The following is a 26,340-nucleotide window of genomic DNA, read 5'->3' as shown; positions in this document are numbered from 1 at the left end:
CGTGACCGAGGCCGATCCCGCCCCCGAGGGGGCCCTGGTCCTGATCGCGGGGGCGGGGCGCCTGCCGGAGCTCGTCGCCGAGTCGCTCCGCCGGGCGCGCCGGCCCTTCCGGGTGATCGCGCTGCGCGGCTTCACCGGCCCGGCCCTGCGCGCCGGCGCCGACGCCACGGTCGACCTCCTCGATCTCGCGGCCACCCTGAAGCTGCTGCGGCTCTGGGGGCCGGCGACCGTGGTGCCGGCGGGCGGCGTCTCCCGCCCGAGCCCGGCCGCGATCCTCAACGCGGGCGCCGCCCTGCGCAACCGCGAGGCCCTGCTGGCGATCGCCGGCGGCGGGGACGACCGCCTGCTGCGGGCGGCGGTCACGCTGGTCGAGGAGGCGGGCCACCGGGTCGTCGGCGTCCACGAGGCCGCGCCGGACCTGCTCTGCCCGGACGGCCCGCTCGGGCGCCGGGCCCCGGACGCGGAGGCGGCCGCCTCGATCCGCACCGGGCGCGGCGTCCTCGACGCCCTCTCGCCCTACGATCTGGGGCAGGCGGTCGTCCTGGCCGGCGACCGGATCCTCGCCGTGGAGGGGCCGGAGGGCACGGACCGCATGCTGGCCCGGGCCCGGGCCCTGGGGCGGCGCCCCTTCGGGTTCGGCCGGGCGATGCCCGCGACCGTGCTGGTGAAGGCCCCGAAGGTCGGCCAGGACCGCCGCATCGATCTCCCGGCCGTCGGCGCCCGCACCGTGCGCAACGCGGCCCGGGCGGGCTGCGCCGGGCTCGCCCTGGAGGCCGGCGGGACCCTGGTCATCGACCGGGCGGCGACGGCCGCGGAGGCCGACCGCCTCGGCCTGTTCGTGGTCGGGTACGGGGGCGCGCCGTGACCGGCCGGCCCCGCACGATCTGGCTCGTGGCCGGCGAGGATTCCGGCGACCAGCTCGGCGCCAAGCTGATGCGCGCCCTGCGCGAGGCCGCGCCCGACACCGTCTTCGGCGGCGTCGGCGGCGAGGCCATGGCGGAGGCGGGGTTCGCGTCCCTGTTCCCCCTCGATGACGTGGCGGTGATGGGCTACCTGCCGGTCCTCGCCCGCGCGCGGACCCTGCTCCGCCGCATCCGCGAGACCGTCGAGGCGACGATCCGCGCGCGGCCCGACGTGCTGGTGATCATCGACAGCCCGGGCTTCACCCACGCGGTGGCGCGGCGCGTGCGCAGGGCGGCCCCCGGCATCCCGATCATCGACTACGTGTCCCCGAGCGTGTGGGCGTGGCGGCCGTGGCGGGCGAAGGGCATGCGGCCGTTCATCGACCACGTGCTGGCCCTGCTCCCCTTCGAGCCCGACGCGCATCTGCGGCTCGGCGGTCCCCCCTGCACCTATGTCGGGCATCCGCTGATCGAGCGCCTCCCGGAACTGCGGCCCGGCGCGGCCGAGCGGGGGCGGCGCGAGGCCGTTCCCTACAGCCTCGTGGTCCTGCCGGGCTCCCGCCGGTCCGAGATCGAGCGGCTGATGCCGGTCTTCGGTGCGGCGCTGGCCCGCGTCGCCGAGGGCCTGGCGGTCGAGGCGGTGCTGCCCGCCGTGACCCGGCACAGGGCCCTGATCGAGCGGCTGTCGGCCGGGTGGCCGGTGCCGGTCCGCATCGTCACCGGCGAGGCGCCGAAATACGCGGCCTTCCGGGAGGCCCGGGCGGCGCTCGCCGCCTCCGGCACGGTCACGCTGGAGCTGGCGCTCGCGGGCGTCCCGATGGTCGTCGCCTACAAGGTCTCGCGGGCGGAGGAGTTCATCGCCCGCCGGCTGATCCAGGTCCCGAGCATCGTGCTGCCGAACCTGATCCTCGCCGAGAACGCGATGCCGGAATTCGTCCAGGCCGACTGCACCCCGGAGCGCCTCGCCGGCGCCCTGCGGCCGCTCCTGGCCGGCGGTGCCGAGCGCGACGTCCAGCTCGCCGCCCTCGGCCGCATCGACGGGCGGATGCGGCTCGCCGCGGCGGACACGCCGAGCCGGGCCGCGGCGCGGATCGTCCTGCGCGCGGCCGAGGGGCAGGGAGCGGATCCGGCGGCGTGACGGCGCCGCTCAGCCGGCGCGGCGGCCGCAGCGGATATAGGTCGAGGTCCCGCGGCTGCTCGACCAGGTCAGGTGCTCGCCATCCACCTGCAGGCGGACCTGCGACGACCAGTGGCGGCCGCGATCGCTGCACTCGGCGGCCGTGACCCAGGCGCCGCCGCTTCGCCGCACGTCGTGGAACAGGCACAGCGTGCGGCCCGCGCGGGCGCGGTCCTGCGTGATCGTGGCCGGGATGTAGCCGCGGCGGCGCGAGCGCGCTCCGCAGGCCTCGGGCGTCGGGCCCCAGACACCGACATACTCGGCGGCGGGCACGGCGGCGGCCGGAGCGGCGCCCGGGGCGGGGCGGGCATTCGCCGTGGTCGCGGGCGGCGCCGCGGCACTCTGCGGGGCCGCCGGCGCCGGCGAGGCCGCCATGGCGGTCTGGCCGGGCGGCTCGGCCGGGGCGGTGAGCGGGTCGGGCTCGTCGAGCATCACGACGCGGCGCGCGGGGCGCGGCGCGGCGGACCTCGCCGCGGACGGGCTCGCTTCCGGCGGGGACGGGCGGAACGGCAGGTCCTCGGTGAGGTAGGCGGCGCTGTAGGCGAAGAGGCCCACCCAGCCGAGGACGAGGAGGGTCGGCAAGGCGAAGCGACGCCAGGAGCCGGAACGCGCCCCGTCGCCCGGATCCGCCAGAACGACCGCCCCCATGGTCTGCCCCCCTCTCGTCCGCTCAGCGGCCGAAGATGCCCTTCAGGAACTGCGCCGTGCGGTTGCGCTTGCGCTTGCGCTCCAGCTCCGACGCGTCCCTGAGCCACGCCACCTGGACCACGCGCCGCTCGCCCTCGAAGGGCTCGTGGCCGTGCCAGGAATTGTCCGCCCGCAGGAACGCGAACATCGTGCCCATGGTCGGCGGGACCTCCACCGCGAAGGGCTCGTAGTTGCGGCCGTCGTAGAGCACCCGCAGGCGGCCGGCCGCCGGGGCGTCCCAGGCGTCGTTCATGTAGACGAGCAGGGTGAGCACCTTCGACGGGCCGTCGGTGTGGATCGAGCCGTATTTCAGCTGGCTGCGGCGCATGATGGTCGTCAGGCGCGGGCAGGAGACGAGGTCGATGCCGAACTTCTCGCCGAGGATCTTCGAGAAGGCGTCGCTCTCCAGCTCGTCGATCAGCGCCTTGAACCGGCCCTTCAGGGTGATCTCGTCGACCGTGAGGTAGCCGGGCTTGGCGATGTCCGGGAAGTCGCGCCGGATGTCGTCGATCGCGTCGGGATTCAGGACGTTGCTGCCGAGCGTGTAGGCGTAGGGCTCGCGGGAGACGGGCGCGGCGCGCACGGCGGAGATGTCGAGGATCGAGAGAGCGGACATCGCTGGGTCCCTTGGCTCCGGCGCCGGTCGGCCGGCACGCGGGGCGCCGGAGACGCGTGCCGGGGGGCCGGTCCAGCCGTCGTGCCGGGGCCGCCCGCGCAGGCGTCCACGACCACAAATCTACTGCTGCTTCCGGCGATCCCGGAATCTCCTAATCCGCCGATTGCGGCGGTCCGACGGCGAAAGCGGCCCGGTGGCGCATTCCGGTGACAGTCTCGGGCGGCCCGCTTGTGCAGGATGGCGCCAGACCCGCGGGCTTTCTTCCCGGGTGTGTACCGGAACCCGTAACCGATGAGGCCGTTGGCCCTCGCTCTGCTGTTCGCCCACCTCGCCGCCGTCGCGGCCGGGGTCGAGGCCCGTGCGCAGTCGCGGCCGCCGCGCGGCTCGATGACGGCCCGCATGACCTGCTCCGAGGCGATGGCCCTGGTGAAGAACGAGGGCGACGTGATCATCGCCGCCGGGGCGGCGCCGGAGCGGTTCGTCAGCAATCCCGGCCAGTGCAGCGGCGCGGAGATCGCCGAGCTGCGCTTCGCCCCGACGCGCGACAACCCGCAATGCCCGATCGGCTACCATTGCCGCGAGCCCGGCTTCGAGGAGTGGAACTGGTAGCCGCGGTGCCCGCGTAAATCGCCGCACCGCCGGAACGTGACCAAAGTTTCACGCGACAGCGCGGGCCGAGTGCCACTATCTGGCCATCTGCCGGGGCCAAGGCCGCCGGCGGCGCCCCGGGCGGGCGCGCACGGATGGGGGATCGACGGTGGCAGCACTCAGGACCGGACTGGGCATCCAGGCCGTGCTCACGGCCCTGGCCGCGCTGATCCTGCTGGCGTTTCCCGGAATCCCGAGCCCGCCGCTCTACGTCTCCCTCGCCGGCTTCGCCATGGCGGGCATCCTGATCGCCGCGAACGGCATCTCGGCCTACCTGAAGGTCTTCGTCTCGGTCTACGGCGTCGGCTACCTGCTGCTCGCCGGATCGAAGACGATCGCCGCCATGGGACTGCTGCCGCCGGTGATCGCCGCGCTGCTCCCGCCGGCCTTCGCCGCCACCGGCGCGGTGGTCTTCGCCGCCATCGTGCTCGGCATCTCGCATCTCGAGCCGATCCGCGCGATCACCAACATCGCCGACCCGTACTTCGCCAATCGCGACAAGCCGACCAAGGAGATCGGCCTGTTCCGCTGGTTCGGCACCACCGAGGGCCGGATCGGCCGCAACCTCGTGGCGCTGTCGATCTTCGTGAACTTCGCCGACGTGGCGCTGACGCTGCGGTTCAACTTCTTCTACCGCGACATCTACAACTCGCTCCAGGAATACGACGCGAACGCGTTCTGGTACCAGCTGCTCTGGGTGTTCGTGCCGCTGGCCACGCTGAACATCGCCATCGGCATGTTCGACCTGTTCGTCGATTCCTCGCTGCTCATCCGCTGGCGCACGTGGCTGACCCACAGCCTGTACGAGCGCTGGCTCGGCAACGGCACGCATTACCGGATCCCGTTCACCGACGAGGAAGCGGACAACCCGGACCAGCGCATCCAGGCCGACGTCAACAGCTTCATCGTGCAGACCACGACGCTGTCGATCCGGCTCCTCAGCCAGGCCGCGCAGCTCGTGTCGTTCATCGTGATCCTCTGGACCCTGTCGCGCGACTTCGTCGTGCCGTTCACCGACACGGTGATCCCGGGCTTCCTGGTCTGGCTGGTGATCGCCTACGCGGTGGTCGGCACGTGGCTCACCCACCTGATCGGCCGGCCGCTCATCGGGCTGGACTTCCGGCAGGAGCAGGTCGAGGCGAATTTCCGCTTCGCGCTGGCCCGGAACCGCATCTACTCCGAGCAGATCGCCCTGCTGCGCGGCGAGCGGGCGGAAGCCTCGCGGCTCTCGAGCCTGTTCCACAGCGTGATCGACAACTACGTCGGGATCATCTTCCGCCGCATCAAGCTGATCGCCTTCACGTTCAGCTACCGGCAGGCGAGCGTCATCTTCCCGATGGTGCTGGCGGCCCCGTCCTTCTTCGCCAAGAAGATCACGCTGGGCGCGCTCCAGCAGACGTCCCAGGCGTTCAGCCAGGTGCAGAGCTCGCTGTCGTTCTTCGTGGACTCGTACACGACGCTGGCCGCCTACAAGGCCAATACCATCCGTCTCGGCTCGTTCCGAAGGGCCATGACGAAGGCCGAGGCGCTGGAGGCGGCGGGCTACGGCCTCGTCCAGGGGAACGAGAGCACCGGCGACGTCACCGCGCGCGGCCTCGTCCTCGCCCTGCCGAACGGGAAGCCGATCGTCACCGCCGACGCGCTAACCCTGCCGCGCGGCGGCGCGACCCTGGTCACGGGTCCCTCCGGCTCCGGCAAGTCGACCCTGTTCCGGGCGATCGCGGGGATCTGGCCGTTCGGCAAGGGCCGGGTCGACGTGCCCGCCGGGCAGTCGGCCCTGCTGCTGCCGCAGCGGCCCTACATTCCGCAGGGGACCCTGCGCGGCGCCGTTGTCTACCCGAACACCACCGACCAGTTCTCGGACGCGGCGATCCGGGACGCCCTGACGGCCGCGCAGCTCCCCCACCTCGTCGACCATCTCGACGAGAGCGACACCTGGGAGCGGCGGCTGTCGGGTGGCGAGCAGCAGCGGCTCGCCATCGCCCGCGCGCTGCTGGCCAAGCCCGAATGGCTGTTCCTCGACGAGGCGACGGCCTCCCTCGACGAGCCCTCCGAGGCCGCCCTCTACCGGATGCTGCGCGAGCAGCTCCCCGGCACGACGATCGTGTCGATCGGCCACCGCTCGACGCTGGACGCCTTCCACGACCGGCGCATCGCGCTCGAGCCGGAAAGCGGTGTCTTCGTCCCGCGGGTGCAGAGGCAGCCGCTGCCGGCGGAGTGAGGGGCTGCAACAGCTCCCACCTCTCTGCGGGCGGGGCCGCGCCCTCTCCGTCATCACGAGCGCAGCGAAGTGACCCAGGGTCGCGCGACATCCTGGAGATGTGGCGCGACCCTGGATTGCTTCGCTCCGCTCGCAAGGACGTCGGTCGTGAGGCTTACGCCTTGCGCAACCCCGCGGCGGCCCGGGCCGCCCGCTCGATCGCCGCCGGATCCGGCGTGCCGGGCTTCACCACCCAGCTGCCGCCGACGCAGAGCACGGACGGGATCGACAGCCAGTCCGGGGCGCTCAGCTCGGTGATCCCGCCCGTCGGGCAGAACCGCACCGCGCCGAACACCGCCGCGTGCGCCTTCAGCGCCTTGATCCCGCCCGCGGCCTCCGCCGGGAAGAACTTGAACCGGTCGAGCCCGTGGTCGAGGCCGCGCATGATGTCGGCCGCCGTCGCGACGCCGGGCAGGTAGGGCACGCCGTTGGCCTTGGCGGCGTCGGTCAGCGGCTCGGTGAGGCCCGGCGAGACGATGAACTCGGCCCCCGCCGCCAGGGCCTTCTCGAGATCGCGCGGGTTGAGCACCGTCCCGGCGCCCACCACCGCGCCCTCGACCCGGGTCATCTCCCGGATGACGTCGAGGGCGGCCGGGGTCCGCAGGGTGACCTCCAGGGCGGTCAGGCCGCCCTTCACCAGGGCCTCGGCGATGGGCCGCGCCTGCGCCGCGTCGTCGATCACCAGGACCGGAATGACGGGCACGGAGCGCATCAGCGCGTCGATGCTGGTCAGATCGTTCATGGTCGGCAACTCCCTCTCGCTTTCAGAGGCCGGCGGCGGCGAGCATCGCGGAGGCGCCCCGCTCCGCCGTGTCGGCCCCGTGACGCATGAACGCGAACAGCTCCCGCCCGGTGCCCTGCGCGGGCTCCGGCGCCTCGGCCTCGGGGCGGGTGGCAAGCTCTGCCTCGTCGACCAGCACCTCCAGCAGCCCGTCGGCCGCGCTGAGGCGGACGATGTCGCCGTCGCGGATCCGCCCGATCGGGCCGCCGCCGAGCGCCTCGGGGCTCAGGTGGATGGCGGCCGGCACCTTGCCGGACGCGCCCGACATCCGCCCGTCCGTCACCAGGGCGACCTTGTGGCCGCGGTCCTGCAGCACGCCGAGCGGCGGCGTGAGCTTGTGGAGCTCCGGCATGCCGTTCGCCTTCGGGCCCTGGAACCGGACCACGACCACGACGTCGCGCTCCAGCTCACCGGCCTTGAACGCCTTCAGCACCTCGTCCTGGTCGGAGAAGACCCGGGCCGGGGCCTCGATGGTGCGGCGATGCTCCTCGACGGCGCTGGTCTTGAACGTCGCCCGGCCGAGATTGCCCTTCACGAGCCGCATGCCGCCGTCGGGCTGGAACGGGTTGCCGGGCCGGCGCAGCATCGTGTCGTCCAGGCTCTCCGGCACGGCGTCCTCGAAGACCAGCTCTTCGCCGTCGAGCTTCGGGTCGCGGGCGTGGTCGCGCAGCGTCTGGCCCGACACGGTCAGGATGTCGTCGTGCAGGAGGCCCGCGTCGAGCAGGGCCGCCATCACGAAGCTCATGCCGCCCGCGGCGTGGAAGTGGTTCACGTCGCCGGCGCCGTTCGGGTAGACGCGGGCGATCAGCGGCACGGCGCTGGACAGGCGGTCGATGTCCTCCCAGTCGATGACGATGCCGGCCGCGCGCGCGATGGCCGGCAGGTGGATCGCGTGGTTGGTGGATCCGCCCGTCGCGAGCAGGCCGACCGCGGCGTTGACGATCGCCTTCTCGTCGACGCAGAGGCCCAGCGGCCGGTAGTCGTTGCCGGCGCCGCCGATCTCGGTGAGCCGGTGGATCGCCGCCCGGGTCACGGCCTGGCGCAGCTTGGTGCCGGGGTTGATGAAGGACGAGCCCGGCATGTGCAGGCCCATCATGTCCATCATCATCTGGTTGGAGTTGGCCGTGCCGTAGAACGTGCAGGTCCCGGCCGCGTGGTAGGAGGCGGACTCGGATTCGAGCAGCTCCGCCCGGCCGACCTTGCCCTCGGCGTAGAGCTGGCGGATCCGCTGCTTCTCCTTGTTGGCGAGGCCCGACGGCATGGGCCCGGCCGGGATCAGGATCGTCGGCAGGTGGCCGAAGCGGAGCGCCCCGATCAGCAGGCCCGGCACGATCTTGTCGCAGATGCCGAGCAGCGCCGCGCCGTCGAACATGCCGTGGCTCAGCGCGACCGCGGTGGAGAGCGCGATCGTGTCCCGGGAGAACAGCGACAGCTCCATGCCGCTCTGCCCCTGCGTGACGCCGTCGCACATGGCCGGCGTGCCGCCCGCGACCTGCGCGGTGGCGCCGCGCTCTCGGGCGAACAGCTTGATCTGCTCCGGGTAGCGCCCGTACGGCTGATGGGCCGAGAGCATGTCGTTGTAGGCGGTGACGATGCCGATGTTCATCACCGTCCGCTCGTCGCGGATCGCCGCCTTGTCCTCGCCGGAGGCCGCGAAGCCGTGGGCGAGGTTGCCGCAGGCGAGCTTCCCGCGCCGGACCCCCGCCTCGCGCTCGCGGGCGATCAGGTCGAGATAGGCGCGCCGGGTCTCGCGGGAGCGCGCCACGACGCGCTCGGTGACCGCCGCGACCTCGGGATGAAGCTCGGTCATGCTCGTTCCTCCAGGCTCGGTGCCGACGGGCGCGCGGCCGGTGCCGCGAGTCGGGATCGGCCGCGCGCCCGCGTCGGTGGCCGGTATCTAAGGGGTGCGCCGCGGGATGTAACCCGGGGCGGGCGCCGGCGCTGACATGAGGTCTGCCCGCCGGCTCAGGAAACCCCAAGTCCGAGGCCGCGGTCGCTGTCGCGTTCGACCGATGCCGCCCGCATCGTCATCACGAGCGGAGCGAAGTGACACAGGGCAGCGCGACCCTGGAGTGCTTCGCCGCGCCCGCAAAGACGGTGACCGCCCGCCTTTGCCCGGACGCCCGACGTCGCCACGCCTCGAAGCGCTCGTTCGAGGCATGCTGCAGGACGGGGGCGAACCTCGGAGACCCGGCGCGCTCCCGGACTCAGTACTCCCAGAAGATGCGCTGCAGCTCCTTGGTGTCGCTGGTCTTGGTGAGCGCCACGGCGGCGAGGATCTTGGCCTTGGCGGGATTGAGGTCGTGGGCGACCACCCAGTCGTACTTGTCGTCGGGCTGCTCGGCGTTGCGCAGGACGAAGCCGTCCGGCACTCGCGACGAGCGGATCACGATGGCGCCCTTGGAGCGGATCTCCTTCAGCTTGTCGACGAGGTAGCCGGGGACCGAGCCGTTGCCGGTGCCGGCGTTGACGATCGCCTTGGCGCCGGCCTGGAGCTCGGCGTCGTAGACGCCCGGGATCATGTTGCCCGAGCCGTAGACGATGCCGACCAGCGGCAGGCTGTCGATCTGGTCGATGTCGAACTCGGAGCTCATGTTGTGCCGCTTCGTCAGCGAGCGGAAGAAGTAGGTCTTGCCCTCGACCACCATGCCGAGCGGTCCCCACTGGCTGTAGAAGGCGCTGGGCACGATGTTGGTCCGCTTGTTCACGTCGCGGCCGCACTGGATGTAGTCGTTCATCGTCACGGTGACGCCCTGGCCGATCGCCTCCTTGCTGGCGGCGACCGTGACGGCGTCGAGCAGGTTGAGGGCGCCGTCGGCCGAGATCGCCGTGCCCGGCCGCATCGAGCCGACCACCACGATCGGCTTGTCGCTTTTCACCACGAGGTCGAGGAAGAACGCGGTCTCCTCCAGCGTGTCGGTCCCGTGCGTGACGACGATCCCGTCGACGTCGTCCTGCTTCAGGAGCTGGGACACGCGCTTGCCGAGCTGGACCAGCTGGGCGTCGGTGAAGCTCTCGGAGGCGATCTGGAAGACCTGCTCGCCGCGGACGTTGGCGATGGTGTTCACCTGCGGCACGGCGGCGATCAGCTTGTCGACCGGCACCTTGGCGGCCGTGTAGGTGGCGCTGTTCGCGGCGTCGGCGCCGGCGCCCGCGATCGTCCCGCCGGTGGCGAGGATCACGACGTTCGGCTTCTTCGCCGCGGCGGCCGTGCCGGCCTCGGGCATCTCGCGGGCGACGAGGGGCGCCGCCCCGAATCCGCTGGCCAGGGCCAGGGCGAAGACCGCTCCGCGCAGGGGAAGAGCCGCGCCGCTTCGGCAGGAGAACATCGGAGATCCTCGATGGTTGACGGGAGAGCGAGTCGGACTCGACGCGGGGATGGTAGCCGCGCCCCGGCTCGAGGCAAGGATCATGCAGGGCGCCGACGCGCAGGGCGCGACGGATCGTTACGCAAGCTCGGGCGTTGATGGGGGTTGCTGTCCGCTCGGAGATAGATCCCATGCTGCATCTCGCCGGCCTGCTCGAGGAACTCGAGCGGAGCGAGCCCGCGCGGGCCGCGATGTCGATCCTCGAGACCTCCCTCGCGCGCCGCTCGACGGAAGAGCAGGGCGCGTTCTGGCGCGCCGTCGACATCTACTACGTCTCGCGGAAGGCCCCGCCGGAGGCGACCGTGCCGGGCCAACTCGGACCGGGCAAATCCGTGGCGAGCCAGGCCGCGCCGGAGCTGGCCGCCGCGTCCTGAGCCCGGCCTCCGGATCCGATCGCGGCGCTCAGGCGCTCGCCGGCACGGCCGGCGGCATGCCGGCGCCGCTCTCGGGCTCGCTGCCCGCGCGCACCGCCTCGCGGGTCTCTGGCATCAGCGCGAAGTAGAGGACGAAGCCGAGCGCCGCGATGGCCGCCAGCGCCAGGAAGGCGGTGGAGTAACCCGCCGACACGATGATCACGCCGGCCAGCGTCGCGCTCAGGGAGGCGCCGATCCCCTGGGCCGTCGCCACGGCGCCCTGGGCCGCGTTGAACCGGCCGCCGCCGTGGGTCAGGTCGGCGACGACGATCGGGAACAGCGCGCCGTAGACGCCGGCCCCGATGCCGTCGAGGAGCTGGACGCCCACCAGCCAGAACGGGTTGTCCGACAGCGTGTACAGGACGCCGCGCAGCGCCAGGATGCCGAAGGCGGTGAGGAAGATCGGCTTGCGGCCGATCACGTCGGCCTTCGCGCCCACGAAGATCGCCACCGGCACCATCACGCACTGCGCCGCCACGATGCAGACCGCGATCAGCGAGGTCGCGTGGTCCTTGCCCGAGATGTGCGTCAGGAGCTGGCCCACCGAGGTCAGCATCGCCGCGTTGGCGAGGTGGAAGATCGCGCAGAGCACCGCGAAGATCAGCAGCGCCCGGTTCTGTAGCAGGGTGGCGAGGCCGGAGGGCTTCTCCTGCGCCTGCTCCTCCGCCTCGGTCATGCCGCGGGCGAGGTCGTTGTCGATGGCGTCGGCCGGCACCATCAGCATGGCGCCGATCGACAGCGCCGCCAGGATGCCCATCAGCCAGAACACGACCACCGGCCCGAAGAAGTAGGCGAGCCCGCCCGCCAGGGCGGCGGAGACCGCGTTGCCGGCGTGGTTGAAGCCCTCGTTCCGGCCGATCCGCTTGGCGAACATCTTCGGCCCGACGAGGCCGAGCGTGATCGCGGCCAGCGCCGGCGGGAAGATCGTCCCGGCGACGTGGGCGATCGATTGGGTGGCGGTGACGAGGTAGAAGTTCGTGATGAACGGCAGGACGAGGCAGCTGGCCGTCACCGCGATGGCGCCGCCGATCACCACCGCGCGCTTGTGGTTGGTGGCGTCGATCAGCGCGCCGGCGGGCGTCTGCGCCACGAGGCCGAGGATGCCCGCGATGGTCATCACGAGGCCGGTCGTGGCCTCGTTCCAGCCCTGGTCGGGGCCGCGCACGGCGATCAGGTAGATGGCGAGGTAGGGGCCGAGGCCGTCGCGCACGTCGGCGAGGAAGAAGTTGAGCGCGTCGAGGCCGCGCAGGGCCTTGGCCGAGGGTGTCCGGCCGCCGGCGCCGCGGGCGCCCGTCTCGATGCTGTTCATCCTGCCGCGATCCCCCGACCGACGGACGGCGCGGCCCCGATCCAAGCCGTACCGTCGCATGCGGGGCTCGACGCCCGCGCGCGCCATCGGTTCCCGCGCGGCGCGGGCCTCATGCGGGATGTGAACGGTTCTCCGGCCCGCACGGGCCTCAGGCCGTGTCGGTGCCGGCCGAAGCGTCGGAATTCCCGACAGCGTCTGTCGTCTCTTCCGACAGATCGGTGCCCGGCGCGCCGAGGCCGTAGCGCTCGATCTTGGCGTAGAGGAGCTGCCGCTGGATGCCGAGCCGGCGGGCGGCCCGGGCGCGGTTGCCGTCGGCCTCGCGGAGCGCGGCCGCGATCATGGTCCGCTCCAGGCGAGCCACGGCCCCGGGCAGGTCGCCGGCGAGCCAGTCGGCCGCGCCGTCCTCGCCGCGGCGGTCGAGTCGCGCGGCCGGCAGATCGATGGCCTCGGCCGCGATCACGCCGCCGCGCACCAGCATGGCGGCGCGCTCCACGACGTTGCGCAGCTCGCGGACATTGCCGGGCCACTCGTAGGCGAGCAGGCGCGAGGCGGCCCCACCGCTCAGGCGCTTGCCCGAAGGGACCAGGAAGTGCTCGGCGAGCGGCACGATGTCGGCCAGGCGCTCGCGCAGGGGCGGCAGGGTGATCGGAACGACGTTCAGACGGTAGTACAGGTCGGCGCGGAACCCGCCCGCGGCGACGAGCGCCGGCAGGTCGCGATGCGTCGCCGCCACGAGGCGGACATCGACCCGGGCAGGCCGGCCCCCCAGCGGGGTCACGACGCCGTCCTGGATCACCCGCAGGATCTTCGCCTGCATCGCCGCCGGCATGTCGCCGATCTCGTCCAGGAACAGGGTGCCGCCCTGGGCCTCGTGGAAGGCGCCCGCGCGGTCGGCGGTCGCGACCGCGAAGGCGCCCCGGACATGGCCGAACAGCTCGCTCTCCAGAGCCTCGGCCGGGATCGCCGCGCAGTTGACCGGGACGAACGGCCGCGCGCGCCGCCGCGAGAAGGCGTGCAGGGCCCGGGCGACCTCCTCCTTGCCTGTGCCGGTCTCGCCCTGGACCAGGATCGTGGACGCGTTGTCGGCGACGAGACCGATGGTCTTCTGGACCTTCCGCATGCCCGCGCTCGACCCGATCAGGACCGGGTGGTCCGGCGGCGGGGCAGCGCCGACGGGATCGGAGCGGGCATCGCGCAGCATCGCGTCGAGGACGGCGGCGAGGTCGGCCCGGCCGATCGGCTTGGTCAGGTGGTCGTGCGCCCCGAGGCGCATCGCCTCGATCGTGTTGGCCGGGCTCGCGAAGGCCGTCAGGACCGTCACGGGCGGCGGCTCCGGCAGGGCCCGGATCCGTTCCAGCGTGGCCATGCCGTCGAGGTCTCCGGGCATGCGCAGGTCGAGGAGCACCGCCGCCACCGGACCCTCGCCCAGCCGCGCCAGCGCCTCCGACCCGGAGGCGACCGGGAGCGCGGTGTGCCCGAGATCGGTCACCGTCTCGGCGAGCCCGTCGCGCAGGGCTCTGTCGTCGTCGACGATCAGGATGGTTGCCATGGCAGATCCAGGACAAAGGTGGTCTCCGGCGCGCCCTCGACCAGCCTCGCCTCGCCCCGATGCGCTACGGCGATCTCGCGCACGATCGCGAGCCCCAGACCGGTCCCGTCGGGCCGGCCGGTGACGAAGGGCTCGAACAGGCTGGCGCGGATCGCCGGGTCGACCCCGCCGCCGGTGTCGGCGACGCTGAGGCGCAGCCGCAGCGCGCCGTCGACCGTCACGCGCTCGGCGCCGAGGCGGACCCGCCCGCCCGGCGGCGCGTGTTGCAGGGCGTTCAGCAGCAGGTTGTCGACGGCGCGGGCGACCTGCGCCCGGTCGAGATGCGGGTGGTCCGCGGCGGGCAGCCCGTCGGCCTCGACCGCGATCCGGACCGCGCGCGCGCGCGCCAGGTCCTCGTGCAGGCCCGCGCACTCGGCCAGGAGCGGTGCCACGGGTGTGGGCATCCGATTGAGCGGCCGCGCCTGCGTCAGGTTGAGGAGGTCGCGCAGCAGCGTGTCGACCCGGGCGATCTGGCCGAGAACGGTCTCGAGGGCGACGGCGGCGCGCTGCGGATCACCGCTGACGAGGGCGTTCTCGGCCTTCAGCCGCATCGCCGCGATGGGATTGCGGATCTCGTGGGCGATGCTCGCCGCCAGACGGCCGACGGCGGCGAGGCGCTCGGTCGCCACGATCCGGGCCTGGGCCTCCCGCAGCCGCCCGCCGGCGGCGTTGAGGGCGTCGACCAGCCGGTCGAGCTCGTGCTCGCCGGTGCGGTCGAGATGGGGCAGGTCCTGGCCGTCCGGACGCGGCGCGGCGAGCGCGGCCTCGAGCCGGGCGATCCGCCCCGAGAACCCGTACAGGAACCAGCTCAGGAACGCGGCCGATCCGAGTACCGTGGCGGCGAGGAAGCCCAGGCCCGCGAGGAAGCGCGTGTAGGTGGGGCCGTCGTTCACGTGCGCGCGCGTCATCGACCACGCGGTCAGGCCGGCCTCCGGCCCGTGCAGCGGGCAGGCCTGGAGCATGAGAACCTGGGTCCGGCTCGGCCGCCGCTCCGATGCCGCGTGGTCGACCCGCAGGGCCTGCGCGTTCAGCGCCGCGATGGCGTCGCGCTCGGCCGCCGGAAAGTCGGTCTTCGGCCCGGATCCCTCGTAGGTCGGATAGGCGTAAGCCACCGACCCGCGCGCGGTGCTCCAGATCCCGCCCTCGATCCCCGGGAAGCGCGTCAGCGCGGCCGACACGGTGCCGACGAGATCGGCCTCCGCGATCCTCGGGCCGCGGGCTCGGACCAGAGCGGCGTACCGGTCGATGATCTCGCGGCAGGCCCGCCCGACCGCGAGATCGGCCTGCGCCACCTGGACGCCCGTCGACTGGTCGTAGACGCCGAGCATCAGGTAGGCGGTGGCGGCCGCGGAGGCGACCAGCAGGACCCAGAGCGCGAGCAGCCGGGCGCGCAGGCTGTAGGCCGTCACGGCGGTGTCCGACCCGGCATGGCGGTGGCTCCTGCGGCGGCGTCGCGCGCCCGGACCCCGTTCCTAAGCCATTGTCCGGTCCCCGACCACGCGGAGACTGCGCGGGTCCCACGGTGACGGGGCGACGCGCGCTTACGGCCCCGGGCCGGGCCCGGGACCGCCGGGAGAGGGGCGCCGCGTCCGGCACCCCGCTCGGACGTACGATCGATCAGTCGTCGGCGCGCGCGCTCACTTGCGGTTCGTGATGAGGCTGTCGACGTTCTTGTTGGCTTCCTTATTCTCCTTCCGCTGCATCACCACTTCGTGCTTGGTGTCCTTCATCGACATCTCGTCACGCTTGCCCTGGGGCATCTCCTTCGGGGCCGCCAGGGCCGGCGTGACCGACCAGAGACAGGCCAGGCAAAGAGCAGCGCGCGCCGTAGTCTTGAACATGATGCCTCCTCCACTCAATCGACATTGCAGGACGTCTTGGCGATGCCGCCGGTTCCTCATGCGCGGATCACGGGCGTGCGATCCGTCGCGCGGATGATCTCAGCTCAGGGCTGGCCCGACGGGTTGATCGGCAGGGCGTCGCTTCCGAGCTGCACGCAGGTCAGCATCGCCACGTAGGACGGGGTGCCGCCGATCTGGCTCTCCGTCGCGCAGGTCCGGCGCTCCGCCACGTCGAACGTCGCCCAGCGCTTGATCAGGGTGCGCCGCGCGGCGGCCTCGTCGGAGAGGCACCCGCGGTAGCTCGCCCGGTCGACGGCGGTCGATCCAGCCCGGTGCTCCGGCGCGCAGATCGCCCGGATGTTGAAGTCCGGAACCCCCGCCGTCCGGGCGGAGGCCGCCAGGGTCCCGCCGAGGAGGAGTTCGAGTCCCAGGATGGTCGAGATCCAGAATCGCCGCACGCGACCCTCCCTCCTGTGCGCCGACCGGGCCGCGCCCGAGATCCATCAGGCGCGGCCGTCGTCGGCGGTCGGTCACTTGCTGGTCTTGGCACCCGCCGTCGTGCCGGTGGCCTGCGGCGCGCCCTTGTCGGCTGTCGCGGCGGCCGCCTTCTGGGGCACCGCGATCGCGTCGATCACGTCGAAGCGCATGTTGTCCTGGGCCGACTTCAGGGCGGCGTTGGCCTCGTAATACTTGCCCTGATTGATCAGTGTCGCGGCCTGATCGACGTCGGTGATGGTCTTGTTCAGGGGCAGGACCGCCATGGTAAAGTTGACGTCGACATGGGCGAGCTTGAGCTTCTCCAGGGCCCCCTTCTGGTCGCCCTGAGCGAGGTTCTTGTTCGCCTCGGTCACCGCGGAGGCCTTGGCGGGCGTGGCCACGAAGTCGTCGCCGAGGGTCAGCTGCGCGTCGACCGGGACCCAGGCCACCTGCTCCTTGGAGGCCGTCTTGGTATCGGCCTTAGTGTCGGCCTTGGCGCTCGGCGCAGTCGCCTTGTGGGCGGCCATGTCGGCCGGCGACTTGAGGTCGGCCTCGGCCTTGGTGAAGACCGCGTCGTCGGTCTTGGCCTTGGCGAAGGCGGCCTGCGCCTTGGCGATCATGTCCTTGGCCTGGCCGGGATTGGCCTCGAAGATCGCGAGGCGGGTGAGCTGAAGATCCCTGAAGCCCTGTGCGCCGTCCTTCGAGAGCTTGCCGACATCCTTGTCGACCGCCGCCTGGCTCGCGCTGATCTGCGTGCCGTTGGTCTGGGCGGCCTGCTCCGCCGCGTAGGCGGTTCCACCGAGGATTGTGGTGAGCACGAGAGCCGCAGCCATAGATTTGCGATAGGACATAGTAATATCTCCCTCTAGTGCCGGAGATAAGGCCTTCATCTGCATTGGCCTCATTCATTCCGTGTTCAGATAATAGATCAGCCGCCATTTGGTCGCATGACCGGAAGATTAAAGAACGGCAATGCGCCGCCGGGCGTGGCGGGTGTCGGCGCGGCGGGTCTCAGCGCGGCAGGAAGCGGCCGGCGCGCGCGTCGAGCAGCGCCACCAGCGCCGGCGCCATGAAGTCGTGCACGTCGGGGATGTCGAGGCAGACGAGGCGGGTCCCGCGCAGGGCGGCCCCGAAGCGGCGCATCAGCTTGCGCCGGTGCGCGCGCTCCATGACGACGACGATCTCCGCCCAGGCGAGATGATCGGCGTCCACCGGCTCGTCGGCGTCGGGTGACACCCCCGCGCTGGCGGTCTCGATGCCGGGCAGCCGCGCGAAGATCTGTTCCGCGGTCGGGCTGCGGGCACGCGCCCGGCCGCAGACGAACAGGATCCTCACGCGCTCTCCGCGAGGTCGGCTTGCCGCTCGAACAGGGCGCGGTACGCCCCGTTCGGGCGGCGCAGCAGGGCGGCGTGAGGCCCGTCCTCGACGATGCGACCGCGGTCGAAGACGAGGATCCGGTCGAGGGCCCGCACCGTGGACAGGCGGTGGGCGATGACGATGGCGGTTCGCCCGCGCATCAGCCGCGCCATGGCCTCCTGCACCAGAGCTTCCGACTCGGAATCCAGGCTCGAGGTCGCCTCGTCGAGGATCAGGATCGGCGCGTCCGCCAGGAAGGCGCGGGCGAGCGCCACCCGCTGGCGCTCGCCGCCCGACAGCTTGACCCCGCGCTCGCCCACCAGCGTCGCGTAGCCCTTCGGCAGCCGCGCGATGAAGTCGTGCGCGTTGGCGAGGCGCGCCGCCCGCTCGATCTCCTGCGCCGAGGCGCCGGGCCGGGCGTAGGCGATGTTCTCGGCCAGGGAGCGGTGGAACAGCACCGGCTCCTGGGGCACGATGGCGACCTGCGCGCGCAGGCTCGCCTGGCTCGCCGACGCCACGTCCTGCCCGTCGATCGTCACGCGCCCGCCCGACACGTCGTAGAGCCGCTGGATCAGCTTGACGAAGGTCGTCTTGCCGGAGCCCGAGCGCCCGACCAGCCCGACGCGCTGGCCGGCCGGAATCGTCACGGTCAGCCCGTCGTAGAGGGGCCGCGTGTGGTCGCCGTAGTGGAAGCGCACGGTCTCGAACCGGATCGCCCCGCCCGTGACCGCGAGCGGGACCGCGCCGGGCCGGTCGGCGACGCCGACGGGTTCGGCCTCCAGGGCGACCAGCTCCTCCATCTCGTTGATGGCCCGCTGCAGGTGGTTGATGTGGCCGCCGATGTCGCGGAGGTAGCCGTGCACCACGAAGGTCGCGGTCAGGACGTAGGCGACGTCGCCCGGGCTCGCCCGCTCCCGCCACCACAGCCACAGGGCGATGGCGACGATGGCGGTGCGCAGGACGAGCAGCAGCCCGAGCTGGCCGGTGCCGCCCCAGGTGACGATCATCCACGTGCGCCGGGTCCGCCGCTGCCACTTCGCCAGCAGCCGGCCGAGCCGCGCCTCCTCCCGCGCCTCCGCGCCGAAGGCCTTGACGACGGCGTTGTTGCCGATCGCGTCGCTCAGCGCGCCGCCGAGGCGGGTGTCGAGGGCGTTCGAGAGCGCGGCCGCGGGCGCGATGACGCGGGTCGCGAGCAGCGCGGTCGCGCCGACATAGGCGCCCGCGCCGATCGCGACCGTCGCGCCGAGGGCCGGCCAGTGCAGGCCGAGGACCAGGGCCGTGCCCACGAGGACGACGAGCGCGGGCAGGAGCGACAGCAGCAGCGTGTCGTTGAGCCCGTCGATCGCCCACATGCCGCGGGAGATCTTCCGGACGGTCGAGCCCGAGAAGGTGTTGGCGTGCCACTCCGTCGAGAAGCGCTGGACCCGGGCGAAGCCGTTGCCGACGATGTCGCTCATGGTGCGCAGGGAGAGCGGCACCACGAGGCTCCAGGCGACGTGCCGCAGCAGCGCGGTGGCGAGGCCGAGCCCGGTCATCGCCAGGAAGGCCGGCCAGGCCGCGTCCAGCGCCGCGCGTCGGTCGCTCCCGGAGAGCGCGTCGACCAAGCGGCCCGCGAAGAGCGGCAGCAGCACCTCCGCCAGGGTGGCGAGCGTGATCGCGCCGGTGAGACCGGCGACGAGGGGCCAGCGCCTGCGCCAGCTGCGGACGACGAAGGCCAGGACGCGACGGACCGCGTCCGCCTTCCGGGGAGACGACAGAGACATGCGAGTGCCCGACGCGGGCGAGCGTCGGCTCCGGGTGACGCCGCGTCCCATCGCGAACGATGCGCGCCGGCGAGATCAGGCAGGATCGGGTTCAGAGGCGCCGGGCGGCAGGGCCGGGCGAGAGCGGGAAGCGGCTAGCCGACCCGCGCGGGGGCGCCGACGAATCCTGCTCGGAGGGTGGCAAACACAGCGATCATGCAGCTCCCTCCCTGGTACGAGCGCGACAGGAGCACGAGGCTAGGAGAGCCCGAACTGATTCGCAACGACCATCGCGAAGCTTCGGCCAGTCGCGACGGCCGATCCATGCACCCGGGTCAACCCTGCGGAGCCTGGGGAACGGTCACGCTTCGTTGAAAAGCTGACGCAACGCGGTGTAAACACTTCGCTGCAAACTGGGCCGTTGGGCGGCGCCTCGGTTGCGCGCCTCTCTCGGATCGCTGTCGCGGATCCGTACTTGGAGACCGACGGTGTCGCACTCCCTGGTGAACCGGGACGCGCTCGAGGAACTGACGGCCGTGATCGGCACGGAAAAGCTCGTCCGCATCCTCGATCGGTTCGTCGTCAGCCTGACCACCGCCTTCGAGGGACCGGATCGCGCGAACGACGATTACGGCCGCGAGGCGCACACACTGGTCTCGATGTCCGGCATGCTGGGCTGCGCCGAGCTGTCCCGGGCCTGCCGCGGCCTCGAGGAATCGGCCCTGTCGGGCGACGATCTGACCCGTTCGCTGGTCGACCTGAGGACCCTGCGCGACCGGACCGTCGCGGCCCTGCGGGACCTGCAGGCGGAGACCCGGCTGAGCGCCTAGGGCCGCGCGGCCGCGTCGGGATCAGGCGACCATCACCGCGTCGAGGGGCGCCTCGAAGGTCAGCACCGCCCCCTCGCGCGGGTAGCTCATGCGGGCGGTCCCGCCGAAGCTGTGGGCGAGGCTGCGGGCGATGAGCCGTGTGCCGAACCCCGTGCGGGTCGGTGGCGTGACCGGCGGTCCGCCGCTCTCCTCCCAGCGGAACCGGAGGGTCTGGCCGCCCTCTGCCTCGGCCACGTTCCACGTGATGCAGACCCAGCCGGCGGCCACCGACAGCGCGCCGTACTTGGCCGCGTTGGTTCCGAGCTCGTGCAGCATCAGCGCCAGGGTCATGCCGTGGCGCGGTCCGAGCGTCAGCTCGGGACCGGCGATGCGGAACCGGCCCGCGACGCCGTCCCCGTGGAGCGACACGGCGCCCTCGACCAGGCCACTCAGGGAGGCCCGGGTGAAGGAGCCCTGGAGCAGCACGTCGTGCGCCTTCGCGAGCGCCAGGAGCCGCGCGGCCAGGGCCTCGCCGGCTGCCTCCAGCGACGGCGCGTTGCGCATGGTCTGCGTCGCGACGGCCTGAACCATGGCCATGGTGTTCTTCATCCGGTGGGCGAGTTCCTGCATCAACAGCGTCTGGCGCGCCTCGGACAGCTTCTGGTCGGTGATGTCGCGCGACACCGCCAGGATCCGCTCGGGCCGGTCCGGCGCCGCGCCGATCGGCGTGACGGCCACGTCCCACCAGCGGAGCGCGCCGCCGGATTCCGACTGGGCCTGGAACCGGCTCGGGCGGCCGATCCGGGCCCGATCGAGCGCCTCGGCCACCGCCTCCCGGTCCTCGGGGCGCGTCCAGGCGTCGATCCAGGGCCGGCCGATGGCGTCCGCCTCGTCCCCGGCGGCGGACAGGGCCGGACCGTCCTCGCTGGCGGTGATCAGGCGCCCGTCGCGGTCCAGCAGTTCCAGGTAATCGTTCGGGGCCTGCGGCAGGCCGATCGCGCGCGCGCGGCCGGAGGGGCGCGTCCTCGCCTCGAGCCCGAGTCCGGCCGGTTCGCGGGGCGACGGCCCGCGGGGCGCCTCGACCCGCTCGGCCGCCATGCGACCGGCCTCGACGCGGCTCGCCGTCTCGATGATTCGGCCGAGCCGCCGGCTCCGCTGCCGCTCCCAGTCGGCCTGGGCGGTCGCCTGGCTGAGCAGGCTGCGCAGGCGGATGTTCTCCGCCTCGAGCGTCTCGACGCGGCGCTCCGCCCCGTCGATCCGCGGCCGTACGATGTCCACTTCCATCGCCCGCCCCCCTCGTCATCCCGACGGGGCGCCCGTGCGCGGCGCGCCGTCGGAGCTCCCCGACCGCGCGGCGCGGCAACGGATGTCGATGGCAGGGCCGCACCGGCGGTTCAGACCGCTTCTGGTGCCGGTTCCCCGCCCGCAGCCGAGCGAATCGTTGGATGTCTCACGCTAGCATGGCGCGCAGGATTATCAAATCAGCTCGGTATTCGCCTGCGGGTGAAAACTTATGTTGGAGCCCTGTGCGGGTGCGAAGACGGTTACTTGTTTCGCATCAGCAGCACGAGCCAGCCGATCCCGAGGATAAAAATTATCAATCCGATCGAGACGAAGACGGGCGTGCCGAGATCGATGAGGCGGGGTGCGAGCTGCGTGGCGAAGGCCGCCACCACCAGGGCCACGGCGACCCGCGCGGCCGCGCGCTCGATGCCGCGGGTGACCTTGTCGAGGCCCTTCACCTCGATCTCGACAGTGACGCGGCCCTGCTTCAGCCGCACCAGCATCAGGTGGATCAGGGTCGGCAGCTCCGAGGCGGCGCCGTAGAGGCCGACGCCCAGGGCCTCGGCCTTCTGCTTGAGGGCGGAGAGCGAGAACTGCGTCTGCATGCTCGCCCGGACCGTGGGGCCCGCGGCGGCGAACAGGTCGAAATTCGGGTCGAGGTGGCGCATGACGCCGTCGGCGGTGACCAGCCCCTTGAACAGGATGGCCAGGTCGGTCGGCATCGCGAGGTCGTTCTCGCGGGCCATGTTCATGAAGTCGGTCAGCACCAGCCCGAGGTTCAGCGGGATCGACGAGTGGCTCTCCACGAAGGACTGGGCCGAGACCTGGAGGCGGGTGAGGTCCGGGTTGCTGGTGCCGGTCCAGTCGAGGAGCACGGCCATGAGGCCGTCGGCGTCCTGCTTGAGCATGGCGCCAATCAGCACGAGCAGCTGCGAGCGCCGCCGCTGCGACAGCCGCCCGATGATCCCGAAATCGATGAAGCCGATCTTGTTGCCGGGCAGGGCCAGCATGTTGCCGGGATGCGGGTCGGCGTGGAACACGCCCTCGATCAGCGCCATCTGCAGGAACGCGTCGGTTCCCTTCTGGGCGAGCAGCTTCTTGTCGATACCCGCCGCGCGGAGGGCCGCCTCGTCGTTGGGCGGGATGCCGTGGATGAAGTCCTGCACCAGCACCCGCTCGGAGCAGTACTCCCAGTGGATCTTCGGGAAGACGATGTCGTCGCGGTCCTCGAAGATCTGGGCCAGCAGCTCGCAGTTGCGCGCCTCGTTGAGCAGGTCGAGCTCGCCGTTGAGACCCTCCGCGAGGTGGCGCATCTGCTCCCGCGGCTGGTAGCGGGCCATGTCGGGCCACTCGTTCTCGACGATGCGGGCACCGTGCGCCATGAGGCGCAGATCCGCCTCGATGATCTTGCGCAGATTCGGCCGCAGCACCTTGACGATGACGTCCTCGCCCGAGTGCAGTCGCGCCCGGTAGACCTGTGCGATCGACGCCGAGGCGATCGGGTTGGTGTCGAACTCGGCGAACACCTCCATGGGCGAGGCGCCGAGATCGAGCTCGAGCTGCGGGCCGATCTGCTCCCACGTCACCGGCACGACCTGGCTGTGGAGCTTCTGCAGTTCCTCGGTCCAGGCCGGCGACAGGAGGTCCGGCCGGCTCGCCAGCACCTGCCCGAACTTGATGAAGGTCGGCCCGAGCGCCTCGATCGCCCGGCGCAGCCGCTCCGGCTCGGACAGGCGCGTGACGTCGACCCGGGGCTGCCGGCGCGGCAGGAGCGGCAGGTAGCGCAGGCCGAGCCGGTCCACGACGCGGGTGACGCCGAAGCCGATGAGGATCGTCGCGATCTCCGACAGCCGCTGGCGGTCGCGGGCGGCAACGAAGGCTGTCTTCAGCATGAATGGAGCGATCCGGTCGGACGGGATTGGGCGTCCGGACAGCACGAGCATAAGGACTTTTTTGCGGTCGCGAACCCCGGTCCCACCCCGCCGCTTCAACTTAAGCGGCGCAGAGCGGGGCCGGAATGCGCGCGGTCGGGGGCGTCGGCCGCCGTCAGTAGGCCGGCTCCAGCCCGCTGGTCCGATAGGCCTCGGCCGCCTGCGGCGTCGTCAGCCCGGCGAGGAATCGGGCCGCGCCGTCCCGGTCCGTCGCGCCGCGCAGGATCGCCGCCGCGAAGGTCGTCATCTCCTGCACCGGGTCGGGGAGGGGGCCGACCACCTCGATGCCGGGCACGACCATCAGCTCGCTGATCTGCTGGACGGCGATGTCGGCCTCCCCGGAGACCAGCTTCTCGGCCGTGAAGCCCTGCGGGATGATCGTCGCCCGGGCGTTCACCGCGTCGGCAAGGCCGAGCCGCGGCAGCAGGCCGGCGAAGTAGATCCCGCTGGCGCCGGTCCGCGAGTAGGCCACCGACCGCGCCTCCACCAGGGTGCGCTTCAGCGCCTCGACGGTCGCGATGTCCGGATGCGGAGCCCCGGCCTTGACGGCGATGCCGTAGCGCGAGCGCACCACGTCGACCCGGCTCTCGGGCTCGACGCGGTCCTCGGCGACGAGCCGATCCATGGCATCCGACAGGACGAGCACCGCGTCGGCGGTCTCGCCCTCGGCGAGGGTCTTCATGATGACCGTGGTCGGCGCCCAGTGGATCGCCGTCCGGCCCCCCGCGGCCTCGAAGGCCGGGACGACGTGGGCGTCGAAGGCGCCGCGCACCACCAGGGCGCATTTGAGGCGTGTCTCGGGTCGCTCGTTCGGCATCGTGTGTCCAGTCTCTCGTCTCGGGAGGAGCGGTCGGGCGGCCGCGCGCCGAAGAAGCGGTCCGTCACCGCGGCGGCGCGGCGCGGGAATAGTCGATCGCCGTGAAGCCGCCGCCCTGGTAGCGCTCCACCACCGGGTTGCCGCTGGTCTTCCCCTCCAGCGCCGCCGCGTGGGAATCGGCGCTGTCCTGCGGCGTCCAGCCGATGACGGCGCGCCCGTCCTTCCGCCACCAGGTCATGCGGCTGTTGTTCGAGGCGCCCCAGATCACCACCGAGCCCGTCGGGCCGAGGTCCGGGGCCAGGGTGGCGCGGGTGATCAGCCGGGTCAGGTCGGCGTAGGACAGCCACGTGGCCAGCATCCGCGCGTCGGTCGGCTCCGGGAAGCACGAGCCGATCCGCAGGAAGACGCTCTCGACCCCGTGCTTGTCGCGGTAGAGGCCGCCCATCAGCTCGCCGTAGGCCTTGGACAGGCCGTAATAGCCGTCGGGCGCGAGGCCGCAATCGTCGTCCAGCACCTCGGACCGCGGGTGGAAGCCGATCGCGTGGTTCGACGAGGCGAAGATCATCCGGGCGCCCTCGCGCCGGGCCGCCTCGTAGGCGTGGTAGAGGCCGCGAATGTTCGGGCCGATCACGGTCTCGAACGGGTGCTCCACCGAGATCCCCCCGAAATGGAGGATCGTGCCGCAGCCCTCCGCCAGCCGGAGGATCGCCGGCCCGTCCTCCAGGTCGGCGACCTGGAACCGCGCCCCCTCCGGCAACGGGTCGGGGAAGGGGACGCGGTCCGTGAGCCGGAGCGTCCAGCCCTGCGCGCCGAGCGCGCGGGTCAGGACGCGCCCGAGGGCGCCGGAGGCTCCGGTCAGGAGGACGGGTTTGGGCGGGACGGTCTCGGGGCTCATGGGACGCTGCTCCAGATTCCGGCGGACTTGATCGGACAGCCTCGGTCAGACGGCCTTGGCCGCGGTGAGGGGGCCGGCTTCCGCCGGGTTGCGCGGCCGCCGCACGAAGATCGCCATCGCGACGACGCCGGCCGCCGCGATCAGGGCGGCGATCACGAAGGCGCTGGCGTAGCCCCCGAGATACTGCACGGCCAGTCCCGTGGCAGTCGGCCCGATGATGCCCGAGATGTTGCTCAGGAGGTGGATGAAGCCGCTGACGCCGCCGACCCGGGCCTCGGGCACCAGCTCGTGGATCGTCGCCCAGCAGGATTGCACCGAGCTGGTCAGCATCAGCACGGCGAGCGCGATCAGCGAGACCGCCATGGCGGTGCTGGTCGCGGCGTTGACCATGATCAGGGCCACCCCCGCGATGGCGAGCGGCACGATCGTGGTGATCTTCCGCGCGGCGAGCTTGTCGCCCATGCGCGTGTAGACGAAGTCCGCCACCACGCCCCCGCCGACATAGCCGACGAAGCCGCAGGCCCAGGGGATCGACGCCACGAGCGCCATCTCCTTCACCGGCATGTGCAGCGCGTCGGTGAGATAGCTCGGGAGCCACGAGAGGAAGATGTAGAGGGTGTAATTCACCGCGAACATGCCGAGCCCGAGCGACAGGGTGCTCGGCAGGAACAGGTACTCCTTCAGCGAGCGGGCATGGTCGGAGGGCGCGAGGTGCGTGACCGCCCGGCTGCGCTCCACGAGGGCGATCTCCTCCGGATGGACCCGCGGGTTGTCCTGCGGCCGGTCGGTCATCAGCATCCGCCACGCCACGACCCACAGCAGGCCGACGGCGCCGATGGCCACGAACGCCACGCGCCAGCCGTACTGGATCGCCAGCAGGCCGACGACCGGCGCCGCGATGGCGCTGCCCACCGTCTGGCCCGAGAAGGTGAAGCCGATGGTCCGAGCGGTCTCCTCGCGGGGGAACCACGTGGTGATGGTGCGGTTCGTGGTGGAGTTCATCGGCCCCTCGGCGAAGCCGAACAGGGCGCGGACGATGAACATCTGGGCGAAGCCGGTCACCGCCCCTGTGAGCATGCACAGGACCGACCAGGAGGCCGCCGCCCAGCTGTAGACGCTGCGCGGCCCGTAGCGGTCGGCGAGCTGCCCGCCCACGAAGGCGAACAGCGCGTAGCCGAAGAAGAACGTGCTGAAGATCACCCCCAGCTCCGAGGGCGACAGGTTCAGGTCCTGCTTGACGAAGGGCGCGGCGACGCCGAGCGCGGCTCGGTCCATGTAGTTGATGATACCGGCGATGAACAGCAGGAACGCGATCAGGAACCTGTAACGCTTGGCGAACATGGGCATCCTCCAGAATATTTATGATTTTCTTTTCTTGTTTGCTTGGTGCGGCCCGGCGGTCAGAGGTCACGGCTCGACCGCCGCCGGTTCCGCCTCTC

24 protein-coding genes are annotated in these 26,340 nt (G+C 72.1%); 6 read left to right on the top strand and 18 right to left on the bottom strand.

What is annotated here, in order from left to right:
- Window position 1 precedes the first annotated feature (1 nt).
- Both ABIC30_RS19205 and lpxB read left to right on the top strand, forming a co-directional pair.
- Complete coding sequence (locus ABIC30_RS19205; protein WP_020092989.1) at window positions 2–865, top strand: LpxI family protein; 864 nt, start codon at window positions 2–4, stop codon at window positions 863–865.
- Entirely contained in the window at window positions 862–2,040 is a 1,179-nt protein-coding gene (gene lpxB / locus ABIC30_RS19200; RefSeq protein WP_026604900.1) for a lipid-A-disaccharide synthase, read from the top strand. The genes ABIC30_RS19205 and lpxB overlap by 4 nt, the downstream gene beginning before the upstream one ends.
- 9 nt (window positions 2,041–2,049) lie before the next feature.
- Here lpxB and ABIC30_RS19195 read toward each other — a convergent pair whose 3' ends face one another.
- Both ABIC30_RS19195 and ABIC30_RS19190 read right to left on the bottom strand, forming a co-directional pair.
- Complete coding sequence (locus ABIC30_RS19195; protein WP_026604901.1) at window positions 2,050–2,727, bottom strand: hypothetical protein; 678 nt, start codon at window positions 2,725–2,727, stop codon at window positions 2,050–2,052.
- Window positions 2,728–2,749: 22 nt separating this feature from the next.
- Window positions 2,750–3,382 carry a 2OG-Fe(II) oxygenase gene (locus ABIC30_RS19190; protein ID WP_020092991.1) on the bottom strand — a complete coding sequence of 211 codons (633 nt, stop codon included), beginning with the start codon at window positions 3,380–3,382 and terminating at the stop codon, window positions 2,750–2,752.
- Between the two features lie 291 nt (window positions 3,383–3,673).
- Between ABIC30_RS19190 and ABIC30_RS19185 the strand changes: the two genes are divergently transcribed.
- Window positions 3,674–3,991, top strand: coding sequence for a hypothetical protein (locus ABIC30_RS19185; protein WP_026604902.1), 318 nt, complete (start codon window positions 3,674–3,676; stop codon window positions 3,989–3,991).
- A 148-nt stretch (window positions 3,992–4,139) separates the two neighbouring features.
- Entirely contained in the window at window positions 4,140–6,251 is a 2,112-nt protein-coding gene (locus ABIC30_RS19180; RefSeq protein ID WP_026604903.1) for an ABC transporter ATP-binding protein/permease, read from the top strand.
- Between the two features lie 154 nt (window positions 6,252–6,405).
- On the opposite strand, the gene eda is transcribed toward ABIC30_RS19180, so the two are convergent.
- The 3 genes from eda to ABIC30_RS19165 all read right to left on the bottom strand — a co-directional run bounded on the left by eda (window position 6,406) and on the right by ABIC30_RS19165 (window position 10,400).
- Entirely contained in the window at window positions 6,406–7,032 is a 627-nt protein-coding gene (gene eda, locus ABIC30_RS19175; RefSeq protein ID WP_020092994.1) for a bifunctional 4-hydroxy-2-oxoglutarate aldolase/2-dehydro-3-deoxy-phosphogluconate aldolase, read from the bottom strand.
- 22 nt (window positions 7,033–7,054) lie between these two features.
- The gene (edd, locus tag ABIC30_RS19170) at window positions 7,055–8,881 is read right to left on the bottom strand and encodes a phosphogluconate dehydratase (RefSeq protein WP_020092995.1); all 1,827 of its coding nucleotides are present in this window, start codon (window positions 8,879–8,881) and stop codon (window positions 7,055–7,057) included.
- A 397-nt stretch (window positions 8,882–9,278) separates the two neighbouring features.
- Window positions 9,279–10,400, bottom strand: a complete 1,122-nt coding sequence (locus tag ABIC30_RS19165; protein ID WP_056533064.1) for an asparaginase — start codon at window positions 10,398–10,400, stop codon at window positions 9,279–9,281.
- A gap of 170 nt (window positions 10,401–10,570) precedes the next feature.
- Between ABIC30_RS19165 and ABIC30_RS19160 the strand changes: the two genes are divergently transcribed.
- Window positions 10,571–10,813, top strand: coding sequence for a hypothetical protein (locus ABIC30_RS19160; protein ID WP_042674329.1), 243 nt, complete (start codon window positions 10,571–10,573; stop codon window positions 10,811–10,813).
- A gap of 28 nt (window positions 10,814–10,841) precedes the next feature.
- On the opposite strand, the gene ABIC30_RS19155 is transcribed toward ABIC30_RS19160, so the two are convergent.
- The 8 genes from ABIC30_RS19155 to ABIC30_RS19120 all read right to left on the bottom strand — a co-directional run bounded on the left by ABIC30_RS19155 (window position 10,842) and on the right by ABIC30_RS19120 (window position 19,186).
- Window positions 10,842–12,161: an MFS transporter gene (locus ABIC30_RS19155; RefSeq protein WP_020092998.1), complete on the bottom strand. Its 1,320-nt coding sequence runs from the start codon at window positions 12,159–12,161 to the stop codon at window positions 10,842–10,844.
- A 148-nt stretch (window positions 12,162–12,309) separates the two neighbouring features.
- Window positions 12,310–13,710: a sigma-54-dependent transcriptional regulator gene (locus ABIC30_RS19150; protein ID WP_020092999.1), complete on the bottom strand. Its 1,401-nt coding sequence runs from the start codon at window positions 13,708–13,710 to the stop codon at window positions 12,310–12,312.
- Window positions 13,695–15,158: a sensor histidine kinase gene (locus tag ABIC30_RS19145; RefSeq protein WP_020093000.1), complete on the bottom strand. Its 1,464-nt coding sequence runs from the start codon at window positions 15,156–15,158 to the stop codon at window positions 13,695–13,697. The genes ABIC30_RS19150 and ABIC30_RS19145 overlap by 16 nt, the downstream gene beginning before the upstream one ends.
- A gap of 228 nt (window positions 15,159–15,386) precedes the next feature.
- The gene (locus ABIC30_RS19140) at window positions 15,387–15,590 is read right to left on the bottom strand and encodes a hypothetical protein (RefSeq protein ID WP_020093001.1); all 204 of its coding nucleotides are present in this window, start codon (window positions 15,588–15,590) and stop codon (window positions 15,387–15,389) included.
- Window positions 15,591–15,694: 104 nt separating this feature from the next.
- On the bottom strand, window positions 15,695–16,048 hold the full coding sequence (locus ABIC30_RS19135) for a hypothetical protein (RefSeq protein WP_056533079.1): 354 nt from the start codon (window positions 16,046–16,048) through the stop codon (window positions 15,695–15,697).
- A 72-nt stretch (window positions 16,049–16,120) separates the two neighbouring features.
- On the bottom strand, window positions 16,121–16,918 hold the full coding sequence (locus tag ABIC30_RS19130; protein WP_026604906.1) for a YfdX family protein: 798 nt from the start codon (window positions 16,916–16,918) through the stop codon (window positions 16,121–16,123).
- A 160-nt stretch (window positions 16,919–17,078) separates the two neighbouring features.
- Window positions 17,079–17,402 carry a low molecular weight protein tyrosine phosphatase family protein gene (locus ABIC30_RS19125; RefSeq protein WP_020093004.1) on the bottom strand — a complete coding sequence of 108 codons (324 nt, stop codon included), beginning with the start codon at window positions 17,400–17,402 and terminating at the stop codon, window positions 17,079–17,081.
- Window positions 17,399–19,186 carry an ABC transporter ATP-binding protein gene (locus ABIC30_RS19120; protein WP_020093005.1) on the bottom strand — a complete coding sequence of 596 codons (1,788 nt, stop codon included), beginning with the start codon at window positions 19,184–19,186 and terminating at the stop codon, window positions 17,399–17,401. Before ABIC30_RS19120 ends, ABIC30_RS19125 begins: the two co-directional genes overlap by 4 nt.
- A gap of 467 nt (window positions 19,187–19,653) precedes the next feature.
- Between ABIC30_RS19120 and ABIC30_RS19115 the strand changes: the two genes are divergently transcribed.
- Window positions 19,654–19,995: an Hpt domain-containing protein gene (locus ABIC30_RS19115; RefSeq protein ID WP_020093006.1), complete on the top strand. Its 342-nt coding sequence runs from the start codon at window positions 19,654–19,656 to the stop codon at window positions 19,993–19,995.
- Window positions 19,996–20,016: 21 nt separating this feature from the next.
- Here the strand turns inward: ABIC30_RS19115 and ABIC30_RS19110 are convergent, their stop codons facing one another.
- The 5 genes from ABIC30_RS19110 to ABIC30_RS19090 all read right to left on the bottom strand — a co-directional run bounded on the left by ABIC30_RS19110 (window position 20,017) and on the right by ABIC30_RS19090 (window position 26,242).
- Entirely contained in the window at window positions 20,017–21,258 is a 1,242-nt protein-coding gene (locus ABIC30_RS19110; protein WP_354455938.1) for a sensor histidine kinase, read from the bottom strand.
- A 260-nt stretch (window positions 21,259–21,518) separates the two neighbouring features.
- Window positions 21,519–23,150 (bottom strand): ABC1 kinase family protein, encoded by a 1,632-nt coding sequence (locus ABIC30_RS19105; RefSeq protein ID WP_020093008.1) that lies wholly within the window; start codon window positions 23,148–23,150, stop codon window positions 21,519–21,521.
- 154 nt (window positions 23,151–23,304) lie between these two features.
- Window positions 23,305–24,006, bottom strand: a complete 702-nt coding sequence (locus tag ABIC30_RS19100; RefSeq protein ID WP_020093009.1) for a molybdate ABC transporter substrate-binding protein — start codon at window positions 24,004–24,006, stop codon at window positions 23,305–23,307.
- Window positions 24,007–24,070: 64 nt separating this feature from the next.
- Entirely contained in the window at window positions 24,071–24,901 is an 831-nt protein-coding gene (locus ABIC30_RS19095; RefSeq protein ID WP_020093010.1) for an NAD-dependent epimerase/dehydratase family protein, read from the bottom strand.
- Window positions 24,902–24,946: 45 nt separating this feature from the next.
- Window positions 24,947–26,242, bottom strand: coding sequence for an MFS transporter (locus ABIC30_RS19090; RefSeq protein WP_020093011.1), 1,296 nt, complete (start codon window positions 26,240–26,242; stop codon window positions 24,947–24,949).
- Between the last annotated feature and the right edge of the window lie 98 nt (window positions 26,243–26,340).

Source organism: Methylobacterium sp. 1030, assembly GCF_040544715.1.
In the GTDB taxonomy this organism is placed as follows: Bacteria; Pseudomonadota; Alphaproteobacteria; order Rhizobiales; family Beijerinckiaceae; genus Methylobacterium.
Note: the sequence above shows the minus strand (reverse complement) of the source record. Positions and strands in the feature narration are given on the sequence as shown.

Coding starts and splice junctions, on each gene's coding strand:
- ABIC30_RS19195 (WP_026604901.1), bottom strand. CDS start 2,727: ATGGGGGCGGTCGTTCTGGCGGATCCGGGCGACGGGGCGCGTTCCGGC.
- ABIC30_RS19190 (WP_020092991.1), bottom strand. CDS start 3,382: ATGTCCGCTCTCTCGATCCTCGACATCTCCGCCGTGCGCGCCGCGCCC.
- ABIC30_RS19185 (WP_026604902.1), top strand. CDS start 3,674: ATGAGGCCGTTGGCCCTCGCTCTGCTGTTCGCCCACCTCGCCGCCGTC.
- eda (WP_020092994.1), bottom strand. CDS start 7,032: ATGAACGATCTGACCAGCATCGACGCGCTGATGCGCTCCGTGCCCGTC.
- edd (WP_020092995.1), bottom strand. CDS start 8,881: ATGACCGAGCTTCATCCCGAGGTCGCGGCGGTCACCGAGCGCGTCGTG.
- ABIC30_RS19165 (WP_056533064.1), bottom strand. CDS start 10,400: ATGTTCTCCTGCCGAAGCGGCGCGGCTCTTCCCCTGCGCGGAGCGGTC.
- ABIC30_RS19160 (WP_042674329.1), top strand. CDS start 10,571: ATGCTGCATCTCGCCGGCCTGCTCGAGGAACTCGAGCGGAGCGAGCCC.
- ABIC30_RS19155 (WP_020092998.1), bottom strand. CDS start 12,161: ATGAACAGCATCGAGACGGGCGCCCGCGGCGCCGGCGGCCGGACACCC.
- ABIC30_RS19150 (WP_020092999.1), bottom strand. CDS start 13,710: ATGGCAACCATCCTGATCGTCGACGACGACAGAGCCCTGCGCGACGGG.
- ABIC30_RS19140 (WP_020093001.1), bottom strand. CDS start 15,590: ATGTTCAAGACTACGGCGCGCGCTGCTCTTTGCCTGGCCTGTCTCTGG.
- ABIC30_RS19130 (WP_026604906.1), bottom strand. CDS start 16,918: ATGTCCTATCGCAAATCTATGGCTGCGGCTCTCGTGCTCACCACAATC.
- ABIC30_RS19120 (WP_020093005.1), bottom strand. CDS start 19,186: ATGTCTCTGTCGTCTCCCCGGAAGGCGGACGCGGTCCGTCGCGTCCTG.
- ABIC30_RS19110 (WP_354455938.1), bottom strand. CDS start 21,258: ATGGAAGTGGACATCGTACGGCCGCGGATCGACGGGGCGGAGCGCCGC.
- ABIC30_RS19105 (WP_020093008.1), bottom strand. CDS start 23,150: ATGCTGAAGACAGCCTTCGTTGCCGCCCGCGACCGCCAGCGGCTGTCG.
- ABIC30_RS19100 (WP_020093009.1), bottom strand. CDS start 24,006: ATGCCGAACGAGCGACCCGAGACACGCCTCAAATGCGCCCTGGTGGTG.
- ABIC30_RS19095 (WP_020093010.1), bottom strand. CDS start 24,901: ATGAGCCCCGAGACCGTCCCGCCCAAACCCGTCCTCCTGACCGGAGCC.
- ABIC30_RS19090 (WP_020093011.1), bottom strand. CDS start 26,242: ATGTTCGCCAAGCGTTACAGGTTCCTGATCGCGTTCCTGCTGTTCATC.